General features: G+C 70.3%; 12 protein-coding genes. 4 read left to right on the top strand and 8 right to left on the bottom strand.

The window, feature by feature from the left end; all coding sequences use genetic code 11:
* Positions 1-9 precede the first annotated feature (9 nt).
* Together GF068_RS14955 and GF068_RS14950 are read right to left on the bottom strand one after the other, a co-directional pair.
* Positions 10-387, bottom strand: coding sequence for a hypothetical protein (locus tag GF068_RS14955; RefSeq protein ID WP_153820079.1), 378 nt, complete (start codon positions 385-387; stop codon positions 10-12).
* Between the two features lie 94 nt (positions 388-481).
* Complete coding sequence (locus GF068_RS14950) at positions 482-1,090, bottom strand: hypothetical protein (protein WP_170319497.1); 609 nt, start codon at positions 1,088-1,090, stop codon at positions 482-484.
* A gap of 327 nt (positions 1,091-1,417) precedes the next feature.
* Here GF068_RS14950 and GF068_RS14945 point away from each other — a divergent pair, with 327 nt between their 5' ends.
* Positions 1,418-4,390: an alpha/beta hydrolase-fold protein gene (locus GF068_RS14945; protein ID WP_153820077.1), complete on the top strand. Its 2,973-nt coding sequence runs from the start codon at positions 1,418-1,420 to the stop codon at positions 4,388-4,390.
* A gap of 105 nt (positions 4,391-4,495) precedes the next feature.
* Here the strand turns inward: GF068_RS14945 and GF068_RS14940 are convergent, their stop codons facing one another.
* The 3 genes from GF068_RS14940 to GF068_RS14930 form a co-directional block, all read right to left on the bottom strand.
* Complete coding sequence (locus GF068_RS14940; protein WP_153820076.1) at positions 4,496-5,173, bottom strand: hypothetical protein; 678 nt, start codon at positions 5,171-5,173, stop codon at positions 4,496-4,498.
* A gap of 379 nt (positions 5,174-5,552) precedes the next feature.
* Complete coding sequence (locus tag GF068_RS14935) at positions 5,553-6,272, bottom strand: hypothetical protein (RefSeq protein WP_153820075.1); 720 nt, start codon at positions 6,270-6,272, stop codon at positions 5,553-5,555.
* 131 nt (positions 6,273-6,403) lie between these two features.
* Entirely contained in the window at positions 6,404-8,299 is a 1,896-nt protein-coding gene (locus GF068_RS14930; RefSeq protein ID WP_153820074.1) for an OPT/YSL family transporter, read from the bottom strand.
* A 162-nt stretch (positions 8,300-8,461) separates the two neighbouring features.
* On the opposite strand from GF068_RS14930, the gene GF068_RS14925 reads away from it, so the two are divergent.
* Positions 8,462-9,628, top strand: a complete 1,167-nt coding sequence (locus tag GF068_RS14925; RefSeq protein ID WP_153820073.1) for an oxygenase MpaB family protein — start codon at positions 8,462-8,464, stop codon at positions 9,626-9,628.
* A gap of 7 nt (positions 9,629-9,635) precedes the next feature.
* Here GF068_RS14925 and GF068_RS14920 read toward each other — a convergent pair whose 3' ends face one another.
* Positions 9,636-11,009 carry a DUF2330 domain-containing protein gene (locus tag GF068_RS14920; protein WP_170319496.1) on the bottom strand — a complete coding sequence of 458 codons (1,374 nt, stop codon included), beginning with the start codon at positions 11,007-11,009 and terminating at the stop codon, positions 9,636-9,638.
* 193 nt (positions 11,010-11,202) lie between these two features.
* On the opposite strand from GF068_RS14920, the gene GF068_RS14915 reads away from it, so the two are divergent.
* Positions 11,203-12,321, top strand: coding sequence for an MBL fold metallo-hydrolase (locus GF068_RS14915; protein ID WP_153820071.1), 1,119 nt, complete (start codon positions 11,203-11,205; stop codon positions 12,319-12,321).
* A gap of 15 nt (positions 12,322-12,336) precedes the next feature.
* Positions 12,337-13,143: an SDR family NAD(P)-dependent oxidoreductase gene (locus GF068_RS14910; RefSeq protein ID WP_170319495.1), complete on the top strand. Its 807-nt coding sequence runs from the start codon at positions 12,337-12,339 to the stop codon at positions 13,141-13,143.
* Here the strand turns inward: GF068_RS14910 and GF068_RS14905 are convergent.
* Both GF068_RS14905 and GF068_RS14900 read right to left on the bottom strand, forming a co-directional pair.
* The gene (locus GF068_RS14905; RefSeq protein ID WP_153820069.1) at positions 13,127-14,026 is read right to left on the bottom strand and encodes a hypothetical protein; all 900 of its coding nucleotides are present in this window, start codon (positions 14,024-14,026) and stop codon (positions 13,127-13,129) included. The two genes, GF068_RS14910 and GF068_RS14905, sit on opposite strands and share 17 nt — an antisense overlap.
* Positions 14,023-15,150: a GNAT family N-acetyltransferase gene (locus GF068_RS14900; protein ID WP_153820068.1), complete on the bottom strand. Its 1,128-nt coding sequence runs from the start codon at positions 15,148-15,150 to the stop codon at positions 14,023-14,025. The genes GF068_RS14905 and GF068_RS14900 overlap by 4 nt, the downstream gene beginning before the upstream one ends.
* Positions 15,151-15,244 lie beyond the last annotated feature (94 nt).

Below are 15,244 nucleotides of genomic sequence, written 5' to 3'. Positions count from 1 at the left end.
GAAATCGTGTCAGCGACGCATCGACGCCATCGTGCGGCGCGAGCCCCGGTGGGCGTGGGTGCGGTCCTCCGGCTCGTCGATCTCGTAGATCTCGGCGTCCGGCGGCGGGCGAACGGCCTTGCCGTGCAGTCCTCCCGGGTGCTCGCCGCTCTCGTAACGGGCGTCGCTCTCCTGGCTGCTGATCCCGCCCGATTGCGCCTCGGCGATGCGGCGGATCGTCCGCTCGTCGGCCTGTTGCGGCCGCGTGCGCACCACGCGCCTGCCCGAGACGCGCCGCCTTTGAACGAACCATACCGCCGCGGCCACGGCGGAGATGAGCCCGGCCGCGCGCTGGATGCCGCGCCAGGCTCCCCGGACGCGGCGCTGCCACCTGCGAGGGATGTTCATGCGCGAAAGGGTGGGGAGGACGCCCGCGATCGTAAAGCGCTTGCGGCGCGGCGGGGACGTCCCGCTCTTCCCGCCGCATCCGGGCGCGCGCTGGTCATCTCTGCGTCGCCTTCCGCATCTGGCACATCAGATCACACGAAGGATCCAGCTTCGGCGGCTCTTGCTTCACGGGCTCCGTCTTCGTGGGCTCGATCGGCTTTTTCACGCGCACGACCGGGCTCGCCTTCTGCACGGGTTTCGCCTTCTCGGGCGCCGCCGCCTGCTTCTCCGGCGCGGGCGTGGCCTTCACCTCGGCCGGCGGCGCGGGCGGCGGGGCCTTCGCGCGCTGGATCACGGCCACGAACTGCGGCGAGACCCGCTCGCCCAGCGTCATCGGCTCGACCTTCGGGCGCGCGCTCGCGGCGCCGATCGCCATGGCCGAGACCAGGACGGCGCCCACCGCGGCGACCAGCCACTGCCCTTTGCGTGACTTCGTCGCGACCGGCTCGACCTGCGGCTCGGGGGCCGGCGGGGGCGAGGGCTCCGGCGAACCAAAAGGAAAAATCGGCGCCACCGGGGCGACGGGCGCGGCCGATTGTTGCGCCTCGGCCGCGAGCGCCTTCAGATCGATGATGCCCGAGTCGTCTCCACCCGCGCTCGTTCGATTCGTCGTGGGTGCGTCGTTCGAGGCCTTGGCCACGAGTGAGCTCAGCGAAAACATCACCGAGCCGTCCTCACGCGTTCCCGGGGCTCCCCTCGAGGAATTCGGTGTTTTGGATCGAGGAATGCTCTTCATGGCTGGTTTCTCGCTTTCTCCACATTTCACGGGCCCCCGCGGTGGCGGACCCGAATGGGCGACGGTCACTGCATTCGACGCATGGGCGCGATGGAAGTTTTGGTGACCAGGCAAAATTGAACGAAGGATGGATTTGCTCCGTGGAGGACGGTGGACGAGCGCACGGCTTGGTCCGGGGCGGGGCTCGTGGTAGCTGTGCCGGCCCGCGTGGACGGCCGGCCTGACCGGGCGGACGCGGCACTTCCTCCCGTCCCGATGCGCCCCAGGCACCTCTTTCCGCTCGTGCTCGCCGCCCTGACCGGGGCGCCGGCCTGCCGCCCGCCCGCCGAGCACGGCGTCGAGCAGCGCTCCCCTGCCCGCACCGAGCCCTCCGCGCGCGCCCCGCTGGCCCCGGACGCCGCGCCGGGCGCCGTCTGCTCGCCCGGCGAGGCGCGATGTACGTCCGACGACGTTTCGCAGGTCTGCCAGGCCGGCGAGCGCTGGGTGGAGGAGCGTTGTGGCGAGGGCTCGACGTGCCTCGGGCAGGGCTGCGTCTCGCTGCGCGTCGAGGGAGGTCCGACCGTGCTCGCGCCCGACGCGCTCCTCGCGCCTCACGGAGACGGCTGGCTCGACGCGTGGACCGCCACGGGGCCGCTCCCGGGCCCCTTGCCCGAGGTCGACGCGGCGCCCCCCGACGCCGGCGCCCCGCCCGCGCCGCGCCCGCTCTGCGCGAAGGACGGGTACGTCGAGGTCCACGACAAGGCCGATTCGAAGAGAGGTCCGAAGCCCCCCACCCATTTCGTCCTCTCGGGCCACCTCGTCGCCGGCCGCGCGCAAAAGGTCCTGCTCGCCGCGGGTATCGCCGGCCGCGTGCGCGTCTCCGTGGGCGGCAAGCGGGTCTTCGACGCCACGCGTGAGGCCGATCCGGAGCCTTTCCGCGACGAGATGCGCTTTCCGCTCGAGCTCGAGCGTGGCGTCCATCGAATCGTGGTCGAGGTCGAGCAACCAAACCCCGCGCCCACCGGCTTCTGGCTCCGCGCCCGCGCGCCCTCCGGCGGACCTCCGCCCGACCTGCTCTTCGCCACGGCGCCCGAGGCCACGTGTACACCCGCCCATCTGCTCCGGGCCGAGATCCAGCGGACGCCCGTCCCCACGGGGTTCGACGTCTCCGTGCGCCCCGCGTGGATCGGCCTCGGCCCCCGAAATCCCCTCGATCTCCCCTACCGCGCCGAGCTCGGCCCTGAAAAAGGCCCGGCGCGCCTGCTCGCCGAGGGCCTCTTGCCTGCCGCGTCCCTCGGCGCCCCCGAGGGCGGTTTGTCCCTCCCCGTTCCCTTCGAAAAGGCCGGCACGACCGAGCTCCGGCTCCGCCTCGGCCCCGCGCCGGGGAGCGAATCGAAGGTCTCGCTCGTCCATCGCGGAAGCCTGCAAAAACGCGCCCTGGATCTCTCCGCCAAGCGCGAGACCATCGAGGCCTCCTCGGCCACGCGCGGCGAAAAAGACAGCCTGATCGCCCATATCGACGGCCTCGTCGAGAACCTCGCGCAGGGCGATCGCGACATCTCCTGGATCAAGCGCCAGACCGCCGAAGCCGAGGCCCTCGTCGCCACCCTCGAGAAAGACGAAAAGCCCTACGACGGCCGGTACGGCGTCCAGCGCCGCGCCTATCGCAGCCCGCTCGACGGTCGCCTCCAGCCGTACGTCCTTTTTGTCCCGCGGGCCTACCGCCCCGGGGGAAAACCGCTCCCGCTCGTCGTCGCCTCCCACGGCCTCGGCAATCGCCCCGAGATCGCGCTGCGTGTCGTCGTCGGCGAGGCGCCCGAGGCTGGCTTCAATGGCCTCTTCGAGGCGCGCCACTTCCCGGGCCTGCCCGATCTCGGCGCCTTCATCGTCGCGCCCTGGCAATTCGGCAATGCAGGCCAGCGCCACCTCGGCGAGGACGACGTCCTGCGGGTCATCGCCGAGGTCCGCGCCCATTTCCCCATCGACGAGCGCCGCATCTCCCTCACCGGTTACTCCCTCGGCGGGACCGTCGCGTTTTACCTTCCGTTACATTACCCGGACCTCTTCTCCGCCTCCGCGCCGCTCTGCGGGTATCCGAACCTGCTCGGCTGGGAGAGCATCCGAAAGGCCCCCCACACGCCCTGGGAGGACGTCCTCCTCGCCAAGCGGTACATCGTGAACTGGGCCGAGAACGGCCAGCACGTGCCGCTCTTCATCGTCCACGGCGGCAAGGACGACCCGACGCGCTCGCAGCTCGTCGCGAATCGTTATCGCTCCCTCGGTTATCCCCACAAATTCGACGTCCAGGAGGACCTCGACCACAACGTCTGGGACTACGCCTACGAGGACGGCGACATGATCGGCTGGCTCAAATCGCACAGGCGGCCCAAGGCGCCCGATCGCGTCCGGTTCGTCACCGGCGAGTGGCGGTACGATCGGGCGCACTGGGTCCGGCTGCTCGGCATGGAGGTCGAGGACAAATTCGCCGAGATCGACGCCCGCCATTCGAAGGCCGAAGGCGTCACGGTCAAGACCCGCAACGTGGAGTCGTTCGCCCTGGATCTGACGCAGCTCTCGCTCCGCGACGGCGCGACGGTGACCGTGGACGGCGCGGCCATCGAGGGGCCGTTCGGCGCCGCGACTTTGTGGCTCGTCAAGAAGGACGGCACGTTCGTCCGCGTCCCCGAGGAGCCCTCGCGCAAAGGACGCAAGCGCGCCGGGGTCTCGGGCCCGCTCGACGACATCGATCGCCACGGCCGCCTCGTCGTCTACGGCACCCAGGATCCCGCGCAGATCGAGGCGAACCGCCTCGTCGCCGAACATTTCGCCTCCTTCGATACCTTCGCGGCCCGCTTCCCGGTGAAATCCGACGTCGAGATCGAAGGCGCCGAAATGGATCAGCGCAGCCTCGTCCTCATTGGAAACCCACGTTCGAACCGCGTCACCGCCCTCTTCGAGAGCGCCCTCCCCGTCCGCTTCGAGCCCTCCGCTCTCACCTTCCGCGGCAAGCGCCACGAGGGCGAGGACGTGGGGATCTCCTTCATTCACCCGCACCCCAAGAATCCCGACGAATACATCGTCCTGCACGCGGGGACGACCTCCGCCGGCACCCTCGCGAGCCGCCACCTCCCCCGCTTCGCCCCCGATTTCATCGTCTATGACGGACGCTTGACGGTCCAGCGGGGTGGTCATCTCCTCGACCAGCGCGTGGCGCGGGACGGCGGCTTCTTCGGCATCGACTGGAATTGAGGGAGCGCGGGAGCCGGGGCGCTGCCCCGGACCCGCGCAAGCGCTGGACCTTTGGTGGATGAACTGCGCACCGCGCAGTTCATCCAAGGGCCCGTTCGCAAGACCCTACGAGGTCGGAGGTGCCTTCTTCGTGGGTTTTGCCGTTGGGCGGTCGGGGATGACGGCGTGGATTTCTGCCTCGCTGAAGCCCTCGACCCTGTAAAGCTGCTTCAACTTCGAGAGCTCTGCGTGCACGACCTTGGCGAGCGAGGTGCGTACGCGCCCGAGGACCTTGAGCTGCGCTGCAGGCTTGCGGGCGGCCTCCAGGGCGGCGCGCAGGGCCTCGCTTTCTGCCGTGATTTCGGCGGCGACGCTCGTGGCGGTTGCCGGGGAGAGCTTCGGGTGAATGCCTGATTGCAGGAGCTGCGCGAGGACGTCCATGCGCTCGGGTTGCTCGGTCGTGTTGCCTTCTGCGTAGTATGCGATGCCGTCGGGGAAGATCACGGAGAGGGCGGCGTCATATGCGGGGCGGCCGATCTCGTTCCAGACGATGTCGTGGACCTTGCCGATGGTCTTGTCGGCCTTGTTGTTGCGGGTGTCGACCTGGGCGCGCAGGGGGGCGAACATGAGCTCGGCGGCCTTGTGCTGGACCTCGACGCTCGCGTGCAGGGCGAGCGCTGCGCCGAGGCGCGCCTCGGCGAGCTCTTGCCAGCGACCCCCAAGGGCCGTGGCCTGGGTCAGGGTCGTCTGGGCGTCCGCGATGATGGCGTCGGACTTCGAGTTCTTGCGAATGATTTCTCCCATGGGAATACCTCTCGTAAGGGTTACCGGGACGGTTACGGGGGGGTTAGACGGAACGGAGAGGGGACCCTTGCGGGGGGCGAGCAACGGAATCTTGCTCTTGCAAGCGCGGAGGGGGGCTTGCAGTGCCGCAGGATCGGCAACGGGCTCGCGGAGGGGGACTTGCAGCGCCGCGGGATGGGGTTCCCGGCTGGGATCGGCGACTTGCGGCGCCGCAGCTCGACGGCGGTGAGCGCGGGGGGCGTGCTGCGGAGCTGTCGGATGGGAGAAGAGATGGCGCTCGACGGCTTGCGGCGCCGCAGGTCGGCGGACGCTTGGCCGGAGGCTGGGTTGCGGCGGGGCAGGAGGGCTTTTGCGGGGAGCGACTGCGATCTTGCGTGCGTCAGCGCTGCGCGACCCGCCGCGGGCGGAGCGAGGCCGAAGCGATGCGGAGCGGCTCCACGGCGGCGGCCTCGCCGAGGCCCGTGACGAACTCGCCGTTCGCCGAGAGCACCACGTCGCCCGCGATCACGAAGCGCTCGTCGCCCTCGCCCTCGGCGACGAGCTGATCCTGCGCCACGATCCGACCTTCGCGCAGCGTCGCGTCGAGGACACGCACGTCGGGCGAGGCGCTCGTCGCGCGCAGCGTGACCCACGCGCTGACGGGCGTCGGCAGGGGCGCGAACGCCGCGTCCCCCGCGAGGCCCGCGTATACCCAGGGGGCGTCCGAGGCCATTCCCTTCCAGCGGCCGCCGTGCGCGTCTTGCACGTAAAACGCGCCGTGTTGCGCGTCCGCGATGAGCCGGCGCGTCTCGCCCGACGCGTTCGTCGCGAGCACGTCGGCGTACACGAGGCGGCCATCCGGGCCGAGCTCGGCGTATTCCTTCACCTCGAAGGAAGCCACGCGCGAGACGCCCGAGAGCGTCTCCGAGCCGTCGCTGCGGACCGTGCGCTCGACGCGCGCTTGCGACACGGAGCCCGCGGAGAACACGTAGACGTGGTCTCCTGCCAGGCCGGGCGCCTCCACGCACGCCTCACGCGAGGAGGCGGCGTTCCCGCAGCCCGCCGAGAGCGAGACCACGAGCGCCGAGAGGACCAGAGCGGAGATGTGTTGCGTCTTCATGGCATCCCCTATCGAGCGACGGGGTGCCGTTATTTCAAGACATCACGATTTTTTTCCGTTTGGCGGACGCGGAAGGTCCAAGGACGCACCATTCCGCGATCCGGGCCACAGACGTTCGACGCCGGGCGTCGTCAGGTTTGGGGAGGCGCGGCGGGCGGCGGGGGCGCGGCGGCGGAGGGCTTGAGGATCACGTTCGAGAAGAGGCCATGCAGGCCCACGGCGAGCGCGTAGAGCGCCTCGCCCGCGATGAGGCCGCCGCCGACGAGCGACGTCGTGCTCATGTCCTCGGGCAGGTCCTCCGTCTTCGCCTTCTTCGCGGCGACGCTCTTCTGCCAGGTGTTGTACGCGGACGAACCCACGCCGCCGACCGCGAACCAGACGCAGACCATGAGCTCGACGAAGCCGCCGAACGACGAGGCGTACGGGCTCGGCAAGATGAACGCATCCATCACGAAGCCCGTGGCGAACCCTCGCTTCGAGCCCTTCACGTAGTCCTGGTAGCGCTTGTTCGCGCGGATCACCTTGCGCAGGACCTCGGTCACGATGCCGATCACGAGGCCGATCGCCAGCGCCTTCACCTTGTAGCCGGCCAGGTAGCCGATGTCCTGCAGCGCGCCGACGAACTTGAACGTCATCGCGCTCTGCCACTGCCCGACGTCGGCCTTGGGGTCCGCGAACGAGTTGATCGTCAGCACCGGGTAGGCCTTCATGAACGTCGTCGCGAGCACGACGCAGAGCACCGAGCCCATCAGGATGCCGATGCTCTGGTAGCGGAACTGCACGGTGCGGTTCGTGCCGAGGCGATAACCCGTCGAGCGATCCTGCTGCATGTCGCCGCCCACCGAGCACGCGACGAGCAGGATGCTCGCGCTCATCAGACCCACCCGCGGATCCTTCAGGCCGAGGCCGCTCATGAGCAGGACCGCGATCACGAACGCGCTCGAGATCGGGTTCGAATCGCTGATGCCGAGCGAGATGCCGTTGATCAGCACGAAGACGCTCGTCAGCAGGATGGCGAAGATCGTGAACCCGAGCGGCTGCCCCATGACCAGCGTCGCCACGGCCACGAGCGCCGCCGCCCAGAACACGATCCACGCGACGAGGCGCCTCGGGTTCACCTGCTTCCACGCGTCCTTCGCGTCCGCCTCCACGGGCTTGCCCGCCTGCGCGCGCACGCGCCGCAGCGCCTCCGCCGCGATGAGCGACATGTCGACGACCGCCGCGCCGAGGATCATCGCGAGCCCGATCAAGAAGCCGATCTTGCGGAAGCTCTCGCCCTCGTTCAGCCAGCCGATCGAGACGAGGTACGGCGTGAGCTGCCAGCCGATGAGGCCCATCATGATCGCGGGGATCGTGATCCGCGCGCCGACGACCATGCCCGCGCCGATCGTCGACGCCGAGATCGACGTGAGCCACGGGATCGTCGCCATCACCCACTTGCTCGACGGCAACCTCTCCGCGCACGCCGCGAACACCACGCCCGCGCCCGTGCCGCTGCCGAGCTTCGCGATCGACCGCTTGAGCAAGCGTTTGTCCGTGAGCGCGCGCAGGATGTTGGCGACCGCGTAGCCGCTCGGGAAATCGAGCTTCAGGCGATCGACGAGGATCGGCGTGTACACCATGCCGAGGCCCACGCCGAACATGCCGATGCACACGAAGAACAGCATCAGGTGGTGCGCGGGCGGCATCGGGATGCCGAGCCACGTCATCGCCTGGATCAAGACGCCCATGCCCGCCATGCCCGCGACGCTCGCGGCCATCGTCTGCATGTAGTTCGCGCCGTGCTTGCCCTCGGGCCCGTAGCCGTACGTCACCGCGCTGCCCAGGATCCCCGCGAGCACCTGCCCGCCGACGAAGAAGCCGAGGCTGAAGTTCATGTACGCGGCGGCGATGCCGCCGAGCGGGCCGAGGATCAGGATCGCCACGGCCGAGAGAAGCACGTGGTAGCCGGGCGAGTCGATCTTCGGGAGGAACGCGAATTTGGGGCGCGGCGCCTCCTCGGCGGCGACGGACGGAGGGGTTGTCATCGGGAACGGGATGCTAGCAGCACGGACGGGCGCGCATAACGCTGGATCGTGACCTCGTACGTCCGGCGAAGCGCGCCTCGGGGGAGGCCGAGGAGATCCTGGACGAACCTCCGCCCCCCGCTCGCCAGCCGGCTCGACTGCCCCTATGGTCTCCGGGCCACGATGTTCCCCACGCGATACCAGAACCTCGAGGAAGCTCGCGCGCGCTTCGGCGACCGCGTGGACCGTCTTGCGCCGTTCTTGCTCCGCGGCGATCCGCTGGCCGACGCGGTCATCGAGGAGATGGAAGGCGCGCCGCCGAGCCGAGGTTTTTCCCTCTTCGACAAGGCCCTCCGGAACCCCGACGCGCCCGGGCTCGACCTGCCCCCCGCGATGCGCGCCTTGCTCGCGTGGTCCTCCCACGTGCCCGCCTGGGTCGACTGGGACGCGATCCGGCGCGGCGGCGACCTGCTCCTGCGCTCCGGGCCCCTCGGGGGCGCGGTGCTCGGCACCTACTCGCTCGTGCTCGGGTACGCCTCGCCCGGGGGCAACAAGCCGCTCGTCTTCTCGGGTCAGCTCGTCGAGCGCGCCCCGCGACGCCTCGGCGAGACCTCGCGCTTCGTGCAGGCGACGGCGCAGCCCGGCGGGCTCTCACGCGCGGGCGAGGCCTTCGCGATCACCCTGAAGGTGCGCCTGATGCACGCCAAGGTCCGGCGCATGCTCGCGCGATCCCCGAGATGGGACACGGCGGCGTGGGGGCTGCCCGTGAACCAGCACGACATGGCGGGCACGTCGCTGCTCTTCTCGCTGGTCTTCCTCGAGGGGATGCGCGCGTTCGGGCTCGACATCGATCCCGACGAGGCCGCGTGCTTCATGCACCTCTGGCGGTACTCGGGGCACCTCATCGGCGTGGATCCCGAGCTCCTGCCGACGTGCGAGTTCGACGCGTGGAACCTCGGCAACCTCATCCGGGCCACGGAAGGCCGGCCGGACGACGACTCCCGCGCGCTCACGCGTGCCCTCTTCGAGTCGCCCCTCCAGCAAGCGAAGACCGCCGAGGAGAGGCGGCTCGGCGCGCTCCGGCGGAGCCTCGGCCTCGGCTTCGCGCGTGGGCTGCTCGGCGACGCGCTCGCCGACGAGCTCGGCATCGAGCGCACCCCGTTCGTCGCGGGCTTCCACGCGCTCCGCGCCGTCACGCGTGTGGCCGAGAAGGCGCGCAAGCGCTCGCCGGCGGCGCACGAGCGGGCGATCCGCTCGGGGGCGCGTTACTGGGACATGGTGGTGCAGGAGGGGCTCGGGGGCGCCCCGGCGCATTTCGCGCCGCCGGAGCGCCTCTCGCGGGCGGCTTGAAGGACGCTTACTTGCGGCCCTTTCGGCGGCGCGCCACGGACAAACCGAGCGCGATGCCGACGAGCCCGAGCGCGGCGGTCGTCTCCGTCCCGTTCGACACGGCGCAGCTCGAGCTCGAGCTGCCGTTTGGCTTGCCGTCGCCCAGGTTGCCCCACCAGGAGCCGCCGCTCGTCGAGCCGGGGTCCTCCGTGCCCGGATCGCAGGGCGGGTACGAGGGGCACGAGGGCGCCGTGCCGATCGCCTTCGTGGCCTGGAAGAAGTTCGAGACCGGCGTTTGCGACGTCGCCGCGCCGAGCGCGAGGTCCTTGTTCAGCGACGCCCGCGCGAGCTCGGCGTTGATGCGCGTGAGCCAGAGCGAGCTCTCGTTGATCCCGCCGAACATCTTCTCGAGGTCGGCGTTGAGCTCGTCCATCGCCGTCACCCAGCCGTCCTGCGGATCGCCGTAGCCGCTCTGATCCGGCAGGAAGTTCACGAGCTGCTCCAGCCGGCTCCGAATGTCCCACGGCGACGTCGGCTGCGCGTACTGGTTGAGCCAGTTCGCGTTCTCCGCGGCCTTGAACGCGTCGTCCTTCAGCGTCGCGTAGTTCGACTCGTTCGCGTCCCAGTTCCAGACGATGTCGGCCGGGTTGATCTCGAACGAGGCGAAGTTCTTCGTCTCGTACCGACCTTCGCCGAAGATCCAGAGCGTCATCGGGGCGAACGCGCCCGTGCCCGCGGCGACCATGCGCAGCGGCAGCGTGACGCCCGCGCCGGCCGAGGTGATGCTGACCGGGCGCATCGAGCTCACGCCCTGGCCGGGGACGAGCTTCAGCGCGAGGAAATCGAAGCCCTCGCCGACGTAGGCGTCGATGATGGGCCCGATGTCCGCGTCGATGTTGTAGCCGTTCGTCGTGAGCCAGGTCTTCAGCGCGCCGGGATCCGCCGACGAGAGCTGCACGGTGTCGTAAGGCCCGACGACCTCCTGCGTGATGATGTCGACGCCGCTGTCCGGCCCTCCGGCTGCGCCGCCGGCGCCCGAGGAGCCACTGCCCCAGCTGTCCCAGCACTCGGGGGGCGGCGGGCAGTTGAGGGGCGGCGCGAAGATGTTCGTCGCGGTGCGCTCGCTGAGGACCGCGAAGACCGCGTCCGAGGACAAACCGACCTGGACCTGGCCCTTGATGGGCAGGATCCAGGCGAACGAGGAGGGATCGCCGGAGTATTCGATCTGGTCCCAGAGGGTGGTCGAGGTCTGCGAGACCGAGAAGATCATCCGGTGACCCGTCACCTGCGTCGACTCGTCCTGCGGGGGAAAACAGCCGCCGCAGGCAGCGGCGTCGTCCGAATGGGTCGCGATCGCGGTGACGAGGGGGATCGAAAGGAAGAGGGCGTGGGAAAGCTTCATGGGTTGGGACCTCCGGGCAGCCGGACGGAAGGAAGCACGCGCCGTGCCTTTCATTTTCCGTGTCATTTCATGATCCCGCGGTCCGGACATCGACCCGTTGAGGCACAAATAGACACACGTTGACACGATTTCGAGGTGGTTCTCGGCGGCGCGCCTCCGTGGTAGGCAGGGGCGCGAGCGAGGAGCGAATTGCATGCCTGAACCCAAGGACCCCGTGCTCCGACCGATCGACGTCTTCGCGGGCGCCCGTGACGCGTCCCGCCCCGAGGACCGCCTGCGCGAGGTCCGCAAGCGCGCGGCGCGGCTCCGCGAAGAGCTGCTCTCGGCGCCGCCGGTCGCCTGTTATCGATCCCGCTCGCTCGTGCGTGTCCCTTATCCCACGCGATATGCCCTGCGCGACGCCTTCCGCGGCCCGACGCCGTTCGTGCACATCCTGAACCGCGTCTTCCTCGTGCAGTTCGAGGCCGAAGGACAGCTCCGCACGCTGCTCGTCTCGCCCTCCGACGTCCGCGCCAATGCCGAGACGCCCTTCTTCAAGCGCCTCGGCGGGAGCTTCGGCCCCTTCCAGGAGCTCGGCCAGCGCCTCATCGCGCCCGAGATCGGCACGGTGGAGTTTTGCCTCGCCGAGGCGGGGCTCTCGCCCGAGGACGTCGATTACATCACGTACGATCACCTGCACACGCAGGACGTGCGCCGATGGCTCGGCGCGCACGGGCGCCCCGGCCTGTTCCCGCGGGCGAAGCTGCTCGTGATGCGGCAAGAATGGGAGAGCACGCTCGCGCTCCTGCCGCCGCAGCGGGACTGGTATTGCCCGGGCGGGATCGACGGCCTCGATCCCTCGCGGATCGTCCTGCTCGATGGAGACACGAAGCTCGGCGAGAGCGTCGTCCTGATGGCGACGCCCGGCCATACCGAGGGGAACCATTCGATCGTGGCGCGGACGAGCGAGGGGATCTTCGTGACCAGCGAGAACGGCGTCGGCCCCGACGCGTATGCCCCGCGCGCCTCGCGGATCCCGGGCCTCCGGAGGTATGCGGAGGAGACGGGGATGGAGGTCGTGCTCAACGGCAACACCCTGGAGCGCGGGCTCGACCAGTACATCTCGATGGTGCAGGAGAAAGAAGTGGCGGGTGCGTCCCGACAAAACCCGGATTTCCCGGGGATGGTCTGCTCGTCGGAGCTGAGCCCGTATTTCCTGTTCCCCGGCGTCACGCCGACGTTCTCGTTCGGCGATCTCACGCTGGGCAAACCCGCGCGGCCCGCGCGTGGAGACATTCGGCCGCGCGCCGCCGGGGCGGCGCTAACGGCGTAGGAGGAGAGAATGGCCGTGCTGGTCTTGACAGGCTGCGCGAGTGGAATCGGCGCGCACATGACGGGCGTCTTCGCGCGCCGCGGCGACGCCGTCGTGGCGACGGACGTGGACCTCGCCGCGCTGGAGAGGCGCGCGGCGGAGGGCGCGTGGGGGGCGAACGTTCGTCGCGTAAAACTCGACGTGCGCGAGGAGGCGGACTGGGAGGCGGCGCTCGATCTCGCCGAGCGCGAGGGTGGCGGGCCCGACGTCGTGATGAACATCGCGGGCGTGCTGAAGCCCGGCTGGGTCACGGATCTGACGGCCGCGGACGTCGATTTCCACCTCGACGTGAACGTGAAAGGCACGGTGCTCGGCACGCGCGCCGCCGCGGCGCGGATGATCCGGCGAGGGCGGGGCGGGCACATCGTCAACATCGGCTCGCTCGCGTCGCTCGCGCCCGTCCCGGGGCTCTCGCTTTATGCGGCGTCGAAATTCGCGGTCCGGGGCTTCTCGCTCGCCGCCGCGATGGAGCTCGCCCGGCACGAGATCGCCGTGTCGCTGGTCATGCCCGACGCCGTGCAGACGCCCATGCTCGATTTGCAGGTCGACCACGACGAGGCCGCGATGACCTTCTCCGGCCCGCGCCCGCTCACCGTCGAGGACGTCGAGCGCGCCCTCGTGGACGAGGTTTTGCCGAAGCGCCCGCTCGAGATCACGTTGCCGCTCGGCCGAGGGGTCCTGGCGCGCGCGGCGAACACGGCGCCGGCGGCCTCGCGCTGGCTCGAGCCGATCCTCATGAAGAAGGGTCGAAAGGCGCAGGAGCGAATCAAGCGGGGGCGCTAGTCCACCCGGGCATCTTCTCGCGCTTCCCTGTCTCCGCGCGCCACAGATCCCGGGCGAGCCAGGCGAACACCCGAGGGTTCCGCCGCGCCTCCGTGATGTGGTACGGCAATCGAGCCTCGCCAAAAGGCACGTAGATCCGCGCGGGCACGCCAAACGTACGCGCCTCCCGCAGCGCCGGCCCGAACGGCAATCCGAGGAGCAATTCGAGCTCGCACGGCGTCCCGTTCGAAACGAGCCGCTCGAGCGCCTCCCGCACGAGCGTCGCGTCGTGCGAGGCCACCCCCACGTGCCGCGCCTTGCCCGCGAGCGCGTCCACGACGGCGAGGAACCCCGCCCGCGGGTCGAGCCCGGGCGCCGCAGGATCCGGCACCTGCCCCTTCACCACGCGCACGGGCAAACCTCGCCGCGCCGCCCAGGCCGCGTCCCGCGCGCTCCGCGCGAAACGACCGGGCAACGTGAATCCAATGGTCGCCCCGCTGCCCATGACGCTCTCCGCGAGCTTCCGCGTCCGCTCCACGGCCTCCGGCCGCTGCGCGTCGAAATGCACCCGCACGGAGCCACGCGCCGCGCTCGCCACGATCTCCCCGACGAGCTCGCGGGAGAACCCGAGCGAAGGCGCCTTGATCGCGAGGTAATGGTCTCCCTCCGCCTCGGCGAACGCCTCCAGCGCGGTCAGGCAGCGGTTCGCCACGGTCCGCGGGGAGGCGCCCTCGCCGTTCCAGAAACAGATGACCACGCCCATCCCCGCGTCCCAGAACCCCTGGGAGACCGAGAGAGCGTCCGCGACCTTCGGCCCCGCGAAATAGGCGCGACCCGCGCGCCTCTCGAGCGGCCCCCACGCCGCGAGCGCGGCCTGCTTCAGACCCTGGAAGGTGTCACTCATGAAAAGCGGCTCCTCAATTTACGAATCACGCTCGCCGCGGCCCGGCCCGACAACGCGGAGGCGCCGGCGAGGCTCATCGGATACGCGCTGAGCGAAACCGTGGCGCGCTCCTCGCTCGTCCACGGCTTGATCCAGGGCGCGACGCCGCCGAGGAACTCGTACGACGCGTGGCCCTGCTCGGCCGCGTAACGTAGGCTCTCCCGGAGGAGCAAGATGCCCGGCGAGGCGGGCGCGAACGCCTCGTCATAACCGATCTTGAGCAGCCAGTACCGCCCGGCCTGCGCGACCGCGAGCTGCATCGCCGCCGCCCGCCCGCCCACGCGGAGCAGCGCGACCCGCAGGATCCCGCGGCGCGCGGCGCCGAGCGCGTATGTCCTGAAAAACGCGCCGACGACCGGGTCACACGACAACGCGGTGCGCTCGCGGCCCTTCCAGCCGGCGGCCTCCACGCGGAACGCCTCGTCGAGGACGGCCTCCGCCTCCTCCGCCGAAGGCGCGAGGAACGAATACGACATTTGGCCCATCCGCGCGGCGTGCCGCTCCGCGCGCCGCAGATCCTGGCGCCTCCGCGACGAGAGGTGCCGCTCGGGCTCGACCCAGGAGGCGTCGAGCGGGACGAACGGATACGGCTTCGCGGGAGCGATACGGACGACGCCGCGGCGACGGTAGGCCGCGCGCAGGGCCGCGATCGTCGGCGAGCTCGCGACGATACGCGGCAGGTGGATCGGGTGAGGCTCGCGGGCGAGCGCCCGGCAAAGCGCCCCGAGCGCCGCGGGCCCGCCGCGGGACAGATCGACGGGCTCGCCGAGCTCGACGGCCCCGGCGGGCATCAGCGAAGGCGAGAGCCCGCCGTGATGGACGAACGCGGCAATCGCGGGCAGCTCGCAGGGCGCGTTCGCCCAGAGGACACGCAATCGATCGGACGTGCCGCTCGCCGAGAGCCAGCTCTCCGTCCAGAGCCGCTCTTGCATGGGCGTCTCCTGCAGCCCGTCGAGCGTGTCCCAGGCGCCTCCGACGAGCGCGAGCGACGCGGCCCCCGTGAAGCGTTGCGTGGAGATCGCCGCGCGGACGGGTTCGTCCGCGCCCGCGCTAGTGGGCTTCTGCCGTAGCTCGAGCTCTTGCATCCCGTCTCCCCCGCGGCCCCGCGCGCCCGCCCCGAATCAGCGCGGATCTGCACGCGAACACCGGCAGCGGCCTGGTCCCGCGGAGCATGACCCG

This window comes from Polyangium spumosum (assembly GCF_009649845.1).
Taxonomy (GTDB): domain Bacteria; phylum Myxococcota_A; class Polyangia; order Polyangiales; family Polyangiaceae; genus Polyangium; species Polyangium spumosum.
This window is presented reverse-complemented; position numbering and strand designations above follow the sequence as displayed.